Annotated in this window: 14 protein-coding genes; all 14 read left to right on the top strand. The window is 65.0% G+C overall.

The features are described from left to right. The first annotated feature begins 20 nt into the window (after nucleotides 1-20). A complete protein-coding gene (locus AC0KUR_RS33415; protein WP_473377004.1) occupies nucleotides 21-422 on the top strand; it encodes a hypothetical protein in 402 nt (133 codons plus the stop codon). A 1267-nt stretch (nucleotides 423-1689) separates the two neighbouring features. After that, on the top strand, nucleotides 1690-2079 hold the full coding sequence (locus tag AC0KUR_RS33410; RefSeq protein WP_473377003.1) for a hypothetical protein: 390 nt from the start codon (nucleotides 1690-1692) through the stop codon (nucleotides 2077-2079). Nucleotides 2080-2126: 47 nt separating this feature from the next. After that, nucleotides 2127-2348: a hypothetical protein gene (locus tag AC0KUR_RS33405; protein ID WP_011853576.1), complete on the top strand. Its 222-nt coding sequence runs from the start codon at nucleotides 2127-2129 to the stop codon at nucleotides 2346-2348. A 31-nt stretch (nucleotides 2349-2379) separates the two neighbouring features. Then, nucleotides 2380-2706, top strand: coding sequence for a hypothetical protein (locus tag AC0KUR_RS33400; protein ID WP_473377002.1), 327 nt, complete (start codon nucleotides 2380-2382; stop codon nucleotides 2704-2706). Further along, a complete protein-coding gene (locus tag AC0KUR_RS33395) occupies nucleotides 2703-2948 on the top strand; it encodes a hypothetical protein (RefSeq protein ID WP_473377001.1) in 246 nt (81 codons plus the stop codon). Before AC0KUR_RS33400 ends, AC0KUR_RS33395 begins: the two co-directional genes overlap by 4 nt. Beyond that, nucleotides 2948-3124 carry a hypothetical protein gene (locus AC0KUR_RS33390; RefSeq protein ID WP_473377000.1) on the top strand — a complete coding sequence of 59 codons (177 nt, stop codon included), beginning with the start codon at nucleotides 2948-2950 and terminating at the stop codon, nucleotides 3122-3124. The genes AC0KUR_RS33395 and AC0KUR_RS33390 overlap by 1 nt, the downstream gene beginning before the upstream one ends. Beyond that, complete coding sequence (locus tag AC0KUR_RS33385) at nucleotides 3121-3270, top strand: hypothetical protein (RefSeq protein ID WP_171983997.1); 150 nt, start codon at nucleotides 3121-3123, stop codon at nucleotides 3268-3270. Before AC0KUR_RS33390 ends, AC0KUR_RS33385 begins: the two co-directional genes overlap by 4 nt. Beyond that, complete coding sequence (locus tag AC0KUR_RS33380) at nucleotides 3267-3410, top strand: hypothetical protein (RefSeq protein WP_473376999.1); 144 nt, start codon at nucleotides 3267-3269, stop codon at nucleotides 3408-3410. Before AC0KUR_RS33385 ends, AC0KUR_RS33380 begins: the two co-directional genes overlap by 4 nt. Nucleotides 3411-3526: 116 nt before the next feature. Continuing rightward, nucleotides 3527-3826, top strand: coding sequence for a KTSC domain-containing protein (locus AC0KUR_RS33375; RefSeq protein ID WP_473376998.1), 300 nt, complete (start codon nucleotides 3527-3529; stop codon nucleotides 3824-3826). After that, a complete protein-coding gene (locus AC0KUR_RS33370; RefSeq protein WP_473376997.1) occupies nucleotides 3823-4632 on the top strand; it encodes a RecB family exonuclease in 810 nt (269 codons plus the stop codon). Before AC0KUR_RS33375 ends, AC0KUR_RS33370 begins: the two co-directional genes overlap by 4 nt. 14 nt (nucleotides 4633-4646) lie before the next feature. After that, complete coding sequence (locus AC0KUR_RS33365) at nucleotides 4647-5924, top strand: hypothetical protein (RefSeq protein WP_473376996.1); 1278 nt, start codon at nucleotides 4647-4649, stop codon at nucleotides 5922-5924. Between the two features lie 30 nt (nucleotides 5925-5954). Next, nucleotides 5955-6833, top strand: coding sequence for a DNA translocase FtsK (locus tag AC0KUR_RS33360; protein ID WP_473376995.1), 879 nt, complete (start codon nucleotides 5955-5957; stop codon nucleotides 6831-6833). After that, nucleotides 6830-8596, top strand: a complete 1767-nt coding sequence (locus AC0KUR_RS33355; RefSeq protein WP_473376994.1) for an AAA family ATPase — start codon at nucleotides 6830-6832, stop codon at nucleotides 8594-8596. The genes AC0KUR_RS33360 and AC0KUR_RS33355 overlap by 4 nt, the downstream gene beginning before the upstream one ends. Continuing rightward, nucleotides 8593-9198, top strand: a complete 606-nt coding sequence (locus AC0KUR_RS33350; RefSeq protein ID WP_473376993.1) for a 1-pyrroline-5-carboxylate dehydrogenase — start codon at nucleotides 8593-8595, stop codon at nucleotides 9196-9198. The genes AC0KUR_RS33355 and AC0KUR_RS33350 overlap by 4 nt, the downstream gene beginning before the upstream one ends. Nucleotides 9199-9229: the final 31 nt, after the last annotated feature.

Here is a 9229-nt window from a genome sequence, read left to right as displayed (position 1 = left end):
TTTGCTATTGAATGCCACACATGAAGGACATCGACGAAATCCGCCGGGATAACCTCCGGCTCATTGAAGCGGAGCACCACGGCCCAGCTGCTGCTGCAGCGGCATGCGGTATGTCCCATTCGCAGTTCACGAATCTGCGAGACGGCGCCAGGGATTCGAAAACCGGCCGGCCGCGCGGAATGCGTGCCGCCACGGCACGCAAGATTGAAGAGAACATCGGCAAGCCTGTGGGCTGGCTCGATACCGACCACTCTTTGGGGGCGCCAGCCGGCCAGTCAACAGACGCCCCAGCTGGATGGGAAAAATTGAATCCTGCACAGCGAGCGCAGGTTGAATCCTTCATTGGTTGGATTTTGTCGCAATCACCCGCGCACGTAGACGATACCCAGTTAGCAAAAAAGCGGTTCGGCAAAGGAGTCTGACGCTTCTACCCGCGTGTCTACGCGCGGCTGGAGGCACGAATCCGGAAACAGCCAATCCCTGGTCAAGATCAATCCCTCTCCATCGTCGGCCAAACCGAGCACCGGTCCGTCGACGAGTTCGCATTCCCAGCGCCCGTCTTCGTACAGCTGCACCACTGCAACGATTCGATCGATTAAGGCCTTGTTCGACGAGTGCACGACGCGCGCGAAATCGCCCGCCTTGCACCGCAGATCGCTCCCCTTCGCTTTTCGATACATCCCAGCCCCCGCTCTTCTTCGTCACCAATACTGTATGAATGTACAGTAGTTTATCCCCATATCCGAAATTCTTTCAACTGCCGTCAACAGTCGCTTGAGAGAGGCTCGGCTAGCTCGGCTGTTACAAATTTCCCACCAAATTTTCGCGTTTCGCTATAGACACGACTTTCGCGTTTCGCTAAAGTCTCTTCCAACGCGACACCGACGCCGCGCCACCGCCCCAGGCGGATCGCTCTCTAACAATCGAAGGTACGCCGGGACCGCAAACGCGGAGCAACCGGCCGGCGCGATCAGCGTCGTGAGTTAGGACAGGCGCAGCGCGCTAGGCCGATGTTTGGCTACCGCTTGCAGGCTTGAACGAACCTGACACAAGACAGCCAGAACCACGTGACCGATGGCGTCGTAATCGGCACAAACCTCGCGCGGCCCGGAGCCGGCACGGCCGGGTGTAGCCGGGCGCGCGAGCGATGCAGCATTACTCCCGGCAAGCGCATTCAACGAGTGCATTTGCCGGGACTGGATGACCTCTTCGTCCAAGACGGTCCCCATAAATGTCCACGGACGGACGTTGTGCCGGCTTCGAGATAGTCGGATCGCAGAAGGCAGACGGGCGAAACCGTAGAGTGCGAGCAGCCGGCCGACGTGGCGCTGACGGCGTGGAAAGACACGCGCCGACATTCGAAAATGCGCTCGGGTAGATGGACAACCAACTCCATCGGTGAGCGCGACTCGCCAGCCCTGCGAGGGATAAACGAAGTGGGCCCGTCACCTCAGAAAGCGGGCTTGGCGAGCCGACGGAAGGTCAAGAGGACGGCCGGGATGCTAACCGGCGCCGGATAACGTAACCGGCACCTCTCACTGCTCTGACCGGTGGCGGTTCGTACTCTCGAGGCGTCACCAGTGAGAGCTGCGCACGCAGCGTTGCAGTTCAAGACCGCAATTTGCTTAGGAATCCTTTATTCAAGGTGAAGCGATGCACCCTCCTCGAACCCATCACAACAATGTCCGCGTGCTGCCCGCGCGGGTCGACCGACAAGTCGACCAGCTGCAGGCCGCGGCGGACGACGCAGCGCTGGCGCGCGACGAGCGCAACGAAGCGATCGCCGAGCGCGTCACGTTCGACGTGCTGCCGTTCTCGGCCGAGCAGGTCGCGGTGCTGGATGCAGCGCTACGTCGCGGCCAGATCGAGGACGTGTACGAGGTTTGGAACGTCTGCAAGGCCGCTCTCGACGACGAGATTGCGCGGCGCATCGCGAACGCTGATCGCGGGACCGCCGCGCCGCGTTTCGCGCAGACGTACTGCTCGTCCTGCGGAGCGGAACTCGGGCCGGGCAACGCCGGCGTGAGCAACTGCAATGACCACCGCGCACGGGCGCTGCGCGTTGTGCGAGCCGACTGACCAACCGCGCCCGCCCTGCGGGCAATCACACCACACCGAGAGCCCACATGCTGAATGTCGAACAGAGCGGCAAAGTTGCCGCAAACATCACGCAACTCATCGCCGAGCTGCATCGCCAGATCAAAGAGCAGTCGCACGAGTACACGACCGAATTCCGCGTCGTGATCGACAGCAAGGGCGCGCACGTATCGCAGACAACGACTGGACCGGAGTTCCTGCGTGCGACCGGGCAAACCGCCGTGAATCTGCGCGGCGAAGTCATCGCGTAACGCCGGCCGCACACCACACCGAGGATAGACCATGAGCGAGATCACCACCGGGCCCGAGCTCGAAGCGTGCGGCTGGTATGTGCGCACGAAGCGCACCGACGTCGACACGGCTGGCTGGCTCGTCGCCGACTGCTCGACCGTGCCGCACGGCAAGGAATACGCCCGGCTGTTCGCTGCGTCTCCAGCGCTGCTCGCGGCGCTGTCGGGCCTCTACGAACTCGTCTCGACGCTCAGCGTGCCGGACGAACAATACCTTCGCGTGACGGAAGCGGCCGCAGCTATCGCACTCGCCACGCAGGCGCCCGAGGCTGCGCCGCATCAGGTGCAGCACGTGACTATCGCTGGAGTAGACCGATGAGCAACCTCAAATCCACGGCCCAATGTGGCGACCTCGCTGAGAAGCTGATCGCCGACTATGTTCGCGACTGCGGCGCATACGGCAACCCGAACGCGCTCGCGAAAGTGATGGAGATGCTGATCAGCAAAGCAGCGCTCGGCATCGCTATGGTCGGCAGCGAGGCAATTTCCCAACAGATCCTCGATCGTACGAAGCGCAACGTCGCTACGTTTACCGAACAAAACCTTCGCAGGGGGCACTGATGGATACGCCTCACAACAGCCTGCAGCCTGCATTTCGCGGCTACAGCCGATCGGTTGTATCGCGCATGCGCTACGTGCTCGAAGGATCAGCATGGGCAGCCGCCTACGGCGTCGCGATCGGGTTCCTGTGGTACGGCGCGCTCGTCGCCGGCCCGTACCTTCGGAGCCTCGGATGAAATCCTTTCTGCGCAAGGTCGGCGAGCTTGTCGGCCTCTGGTTCGTCGTCGCGACGATCCTGTTCGTCTTCGTCTGGCTCGTCGTGCCGACGCTGATCAGTGCGCCGGACGACGCACCCGTGACCGTTTCGACGAGGCCCACATGAGCCGCTTTACCGATCACGCAGAACGCTTCGAAATCCATCACCCGCGCGCGGCCCGGGTGCTGGTGCTGGCGATACTCGTGGCCGTCGCACTTCTCGCTGTGGCGATCGACCGCCTCGCAAAGCACTTCGGAATTTTCTAAGCAGCACTGCCTCGCTCTACACGTAGCGTCCCCATCACGTCCCGAATCAACCGCGCACGCCGCTCACTGGTGCGCTGTCGGTGCACGCCCTCCCCATTCACCTGGAGCACCATGAGATGAAAACCATCGACACCCAACCCGTCGAGTCGTCGCAGATCCATAGCATCGGCTACGACGCCGAGTCCGAAACGCTCGCGGTCCGCTTCAAGGATCGCAAGACGAATGCGCCGACGTCGCTGTACCACTACACCGGCTTCACGCAGGCGAACTTCGACGCGCTCAAGACGGCCGACTCGCTCGGCTCGCACTTCTACAAGCACATCAAGCCGTTCCCCGACCGCTTCCCGTACGTGTGCGTCGAGAAGATGCCGGCGCCGGCCGCCGACGTCGACGCCGAAACCGCAGGTGCGGCATGACCCCCTCGGTCTATACCGTGCGCGCGTCGAGCTGGGGCGCACTGTTTGAATGCGCCTACAGGTGGGAGGCAATCCACCTCCTGAAGATGCGCAACGTCGTCGGTCTGCGCGCCGCGCTCGGCACCGCGATCCACGCTGGCACGGCCGCTTATGACCAGAGCGTGCTCGATGGCTCTGGCCTGACCGTCGACGACGCGGCCGGAGCATTCGTCGACAAGCTGCACGACCCGTCGAACGAGTACAACCCGGCGAGCGACGATCTCAACCTGAAGGAAGCCGAGCGCATCGGCATCTCGCTCACGACGAAGTACTGCCTCGAAATCACGCCGCGGTACGACTTCGTCGCGGTCGAGATGGAAACGAAGCCGCTCGACATCGACTGCGGTGGTGGGATCGTGATTCGCCTCACTGGCACGATGGACCGCGCACGCGTTCGTCGCACAGCGCTCGGTCCGGGCATCGCTGACCTGAAGAGTGGATCGAAGGCTGTCGCCCAGGGCGTCGCTGTCACGAAGGGGCACGGCCCGCAGATCGGCACCTACGAGATGCTCTACGAGCACACGACCGGCGAGCTGATCGCCGACACGGCCGAGATCATCGGGCTCAAGACGAAGGGCACGCCGGAGGTCGCGACTGCCACGGTCAAGAACGCCAAGCGCGTGATGCTCGGCACCGAGGAAACGCCGGGACTGATCCAGTTCGCTGCCGACATGTTCCGATCTGGACGCTTCTACCCCAACCCGAAATCGCTGTTGTGCGACAAGAAGTACTGCCCGCGCTACGGCACCTGTCAATTCCACGAATAACTCGCGAGACCTCTATGTCCACGCCCACCACCCTGGAATCTGTCCGCTCGCCGCTCCCGCGCGAGGCCAATTTGCCCGCCGTCACGCCCGGCTTCGGCTCGTTGCAGTCGTTCGAGCTCATGCAACGCGCTGCGAACCTGCTTGCGTCGTCAACGCTCGTGCCCGCTGCGTACCGCAAGGTAATCGAAAAAACCAACCGCTACGGCGAGGTCACCGAATCGCGTGAGAACCCGAATGCGCTCGCGAACGCCGTCGTTGCGCTGAACATGGCGCAACGCATGGGCGCAGACCCGCTGATGGTGATGCAGAACCTGTACATCGTCGAAGGGCGACCGTCCTGGTCGTCGCAGTGGATCATCGCGGCCGTGAACGGTTGCGGCCGATTCTCGCCGCTGCGCTTCGACATCCGCAAGCTCGGCCGGAAAACCGTGTCCTACGTGACGTTCGAATGGAGCGGCCCGAGCGGGAATCGTTCTCGCACCGAGAAACGCCAGGACGTCGAGATCGAGGATATCGAGTGCATCGCTTGGGCGCTCGAGCGCGGAACCGACACGCGCCTCGAATCGCCGCCCGTATCGATCGAGCTCGCAGTGAAGGAAGGCTGGTATACGAAGAATGGCAGCAAGTGGCAGACGATGCCCGAAGTGATGCTTCGGTACCGCAGTGCATCGTTCTTCGGAAAGCTATACGCGCCCGAGCTGCTGATGGGCCTGACGACTGTCGAAGAGGCAGCAGACATCGTGGACGTCAACCCGGACGGTTCGTACTCGGTCAATCGCACGACTCTCGACGAGATGCGCGGCGGCCGCACGCAGCAAGCCGAAGAAGTCGGCCGCGCAACGCAATCCGATCCGCAGCCGGGTTGGCAGCATGGCGCGTACGACGCTGCGCGTGACACTTCGCAGACGGTACGCCAACCGCATACCACTCCGACCACGACCGACACCCGCGAGACGACGACCGCCACGCAAGCAGATCCCGTCGACGACGAGAACGGCCCGCAGGAGGATGACGGCCACGGCCAAGGCGGTTTCGACTTCGACGTCGCAGGCCTGGTGCGCGGCATCCGCGAGGACATCGAGTCGGCCAAAACCCCCGAGGATCTCGACCTCGCGCGCAGCGCGATCACCGGCGTGCCGGACGAAACTGCCAAGGCCGAACTGAACGCCCTCGCTTCGGCGCGCATGCGCGCCATTACGGCGGCAGCCGAACAGGCGGCCGCCGGCAAGGCAAGCGCCCAGACGACCGCGCCGGCGGCCCGTCGGCCCCGCGGCCCGATCAACGCCGACTAACGCGCGCCTACCGTCACCAAGGATTTCGACATGACCGACAAACACGTGCTCCAGATGACCGCCGAATCGATCGGGAAAGACCTGCTCTCCGCGCTCGTCACCGAAATCAAGCTGCTGCCGGACCTATGGGTCAAGCTGTCCGAGAAGAAGCAGAACGACGTCATCGATCGGCTGCGTGCGCGCGTCGAGCATAACGTGAAGATGGCAACGCACCTGATCGCGAGCGACGGCCGCGTCGTCGTGCAAGGCGACCTCGTGCAGATCACCATCAAGGATGGCGTCAAGGCTGCGGTCGAGTTCAGCAGCGCAGCGCCGAATCTCCATGACCTGTACGACGCACAAGGCAAGGCGGTTCTGCTGGTCGTTGCGAATGCCACCGCACACACCGGCGGCATGGACGAGATCCGCGGCGAATCGGATCAGCGCGGTTTGGACCTCGGCCGCGAGTACACCGACCAGGACGGCGACGGCATGGACGGCGACAAGCCCGATAGCGACGTCGTCGACGCCGATTTCCGCGAGGTGCCGAAGCTCGGCGACGGCCCGACCAAGGCGCAGCTCGACGAGCAGCATCAGGCCGGCCGGCAAGCGGCCGCCGAAGGCAAGCCCGAGAGCGAATGCCCCGTGATGGCCGGCGAGCTGTGCATCGCATGGGTGAAGGGTTGGAAGGAGTGGCACGAGGAACAAGCCGGCTCCGGCAACGAGGATCCGCTCTACGCCCAAGTCGAAGCGTTCGTGATCGAGCAGCAGAAGGTCACGATCTCGAGCGTGCAGCGGCAGTTCAAGATCGGCTACAACCGCGCCGCGCGCCTGGTCGAGCTGCTCGAAGCGAAGGGAATCGTCAGTGCGATGGATTCGGACGGCGGCCGCACGGTACTGCGGCCGCGTGGAACGGAGGAGGAATCGTGAAAATCACCGACATCTACGTGGCGAACGTGCTCGGTATCCGCACGGCGGATATCCGGCTCGCGAAGCCCGTCACCCTCTTCACCGGCCCGAACGGAGCCGGCAAGAGCAGCCTGCAGGAAGCCGTGCGCATGGCGCTCACCGGCGACACCGTGCGCGTCGCGCTGAAAAAGGAATACGGCTCGCTCGTCACCGAGGGGGCCGACGGCGGCCAGATCGTGGTCGCGTGCGGCGAGCAGGCGAACAGCGTCATGCTGCCGTCCGGTAAACTGAAGCGCGAGCTCGCCGAGGATCCGCGCCTTCCGCTGGTGCTCGACGCGCAGCGGTTCGCGCACTTGGGCGCCGCCGAGCGTCGTGCGTTCCTGTACGACCTGATGGGCGTGAAAATCGGCGTCGACGAAATGCGCGCCCGGCTGCTGGACAAGCTCGGGCTGCGCGCCGCGGCGGTACCGGCGCCGGCCGCCGCACGGCTCGCGGCGATCACGCCGATGTTGCGCGCCGGCTTCGAAGCGGCGCAGAAGGAAGCCGCCGACCGCGCGCGCGGCGCGAAGCAGTCGTGGCGCAACGCGACCGGCGAGACGTACGGCAGCCAGAAGGGAGCGACTTGGCGCCCGGCACTGGTCGAATTCGACGAGGCAGCATTGCGGAAGCTCACGGGCGACCGCGCGGCGCTCGACGACCGGATTGGCGAACTGCAGCAGCAGATCGGCGCGGCCGACGCGGCGGACACTGCGGCACGTACGCGCGCATCGAAAATCGCCGATCTGCGCACGCGCGCCGCCGGTTACGCGAAGGCGGTCGAGCTCGCGCAGATCGCCGACGAGCAGGTTGCAGAATTCCTGCCGAAGGTCGAAGCCCTTCGTGTGCGCGCTGGCGCGGCGCCGGCCGGCACCGAATGCTCGTGCCCCGAGTGCGGCGCTCTCCTGCGCTACCTCAACGGCGTTCTGTCGGCGGCGGCAGCAGCCGGTCCGCGCGACGCTGAGGCGGCCGCGAAGCTGCCCGAGTATGAGCAGGGCTTGAAGACGCTGCAAAATGCGGCCGCGAATCGCAAACGCGACGTCGAAGCGGCAGATGCGGCCGCGACGCAGCTGCGCGCACTCGAAGACGACGCGGAGGACAGCGGCGCGGCCGCCGCACGCGAGAGCGGCGACGCTGCGCGCTCGGAGCTGGCCGACCTTCAGCGCCGCCGCAAGCAGCTCGACACCGACATCACGACGCTTCGCGAAATCGAACGGCGCGCAGCCGGCGCCGCCGATCTGGCGAAGCAGGCTGCGGCGCTGCATGAGGACGTCGCGGCGTACGAGGCGATCGCCGACGCACTCGCGCCGAATGGCATCCCGGCCGACCTGCTCAGCGAAGCGTTGACGCCGATGAACGAGCGCCTCGTCGCGCTCGCCGAGATGTCCGAGTGGGCTGACGTGACGATCACGCCGGAGATGGAGATCTTCGCCGACGGCCGCGCGTATGCCCTGCTGTCCGAATCGGAGCGCTGGCGCGTCGATGCACACATCGCCGCGGCGATCAGCCATTTCTCGGGCCTGAAGCTGCTCGTGCTCGATCGCGCCGACGTCCTGGTCGGCCCCGAGCGCGACCGACTGCTCTACTGGCTCGACGATCTCGCGTACAGCGACCAGATCGACACGGCGCTCGTTTTCATGAGCCTGAAAACGCCGCCCGGCGGCCTGCCTGAAGCCATCGAAGCTTTCTGGGTCGAGGACGGTCAGGTCGGGCCGGCCGCGCAGCACGCAATACGGGAGGCAGCGTGAGAGAGGACATCGAGAAGTATCTCGCCGAGACGTCGGAAGCCACGGCGAAGGCCGTGGCGACCGGAACCGGGCTCCCGCAGCTCGACGTGACGAAGGAGCTGAACCGGATGCTCGGCGAGGCGATCGTCGAGCGCGAAAAGCGCGCGGGCGGCGGCAACGAATACGTGTACTGGCTCGCACGCGGCGCCGCGCCGGCCAACGCCGCGCCGCCGGTCGTCGCACTGTCGCTGGCCGAGGCCATCACGAGCCTGCCGCCGTCGGCCGTTGCGGCCGACACCACCTCACGCGTCATCGCGGAGCTGCGAGCCGAGGTCGAACGCCTTACCGCCGAGCGCGACGCCGCACAGCAACGAGCCGACACCTGGCGCGCGAATACCGCGGCGCTCGAGGCGCGCATCGACGAGCTGACACTCGGCCCGGTCGGCGCGCGCGCGCCGCTGTTCGTGACGGTCGGCAGATATTGCAAACCACGGCGTCACACGTCGCTCGAGAAAGCCCAGCGGCGCGGCAGCGCGCTCGTGCGCAGCGAGAAGGAATCCGAGGTGCTTGTGCTCGAACCGGTCGGCCGGATCGTGCGCGGTACGCAGTGGGTGCCACGATAATGCTATCCGCCTCAACCGGTGTTACTGCTTC

This window comes from Burkholderia sp. YHN3-13 (assembly GCF_055810675.1).
The sequence above is the reverse complement of the archived record's forward strand: the minus strand, read 5'-3'. Positions and strand labels throughout refer to the sequence as shown.

What these genes read in the sequence shown, in the direction of transcription:
- AC0KUR_RS33415 (WP_473377004.1), top strand. Translation starts at nt 21, where the DNA reads ATGAAGGACATCGACGAAATCCGCCGGGATAACCTCCGGCTCATTGAA.
- AC0KUR_RS33405 (WP_011853576.1), top strand. Translation starts at nt 2,127, where the DNA reads ATGCTGAATGTCGAACAGAGCGGCAAAGTTGCCGCAAACATCACGCAA.
- AC0KUR_RS33400 (WP_473377002.1), top strand. Translation starts at nt 2,380, where the DNA reads ATGAGCGAGATCACCACCGGGCCCGAGCTCGAAGCGTGCGGCTGGTAT.
- AC0KUR_RS33395 (WP_473377001.1), top strand. Translation starts at nt 2,703, where the DNA reads ATGAGCAACCTCAAATCCACGGCCCAATGTGGCGACCTCGCTGAGAAG.
- AC0KUR_RS33390 (WP_473377000.1), top strand. Translation starts at nt 2,948, where the DNA reads ATGGATACGCCTCACAACAGCCTGCAGCCTGCATTTCGCGGCTACAGC.
- AC0KUR_RS33385 (WP_171983997.1), top strand. Translation starts at nt 3,121, where the DNA reads ATGAAATCCTTTCTGCGCAAGGTCGGCGAGCTTGTCGGCCTCTGGTTC.
- AC0KUR_RS33380 (WP_473376999.1), top strand. Translation starts at nt 3,267, where the DNA reads ATGAGCCGCTTTACCGATCACGCAGAACGCTTCGAAATCCATCACCCG.
- AC0KUR_RS33375 (WP_473376998.1), top strand. Translation starts at nt 3,527, where the DNA reads ATGAAAACCATCGACACCCAACCCGTCGAGTCGTCGCAGATCCATAGC.
- AC0KUR_RS33370 (WP_473376997.1), top strand. Translation starts at nt 3,823, where the DNA reads ATGACCCCCTCGGTCTATACCGTGCGCGCGTCGAGCTGGGGCGCACTG.
- AC0KUR_RS33365 (WP_473376996.1), top strand. Translation starts at nt 4,647, where the DNA reads ATGTCCACGCCCACCACCCTGGAATCTGTCCGCTCGCCGCTCCCGCGC.
- AC0KUR_RS33360 (WP_473376995.1), top strand. Translation starts at nt 5,955, where the DNA reads ATGACCGACAAACACGTGCTCCAGATGACCGCCGAATCGATCGGGAAA.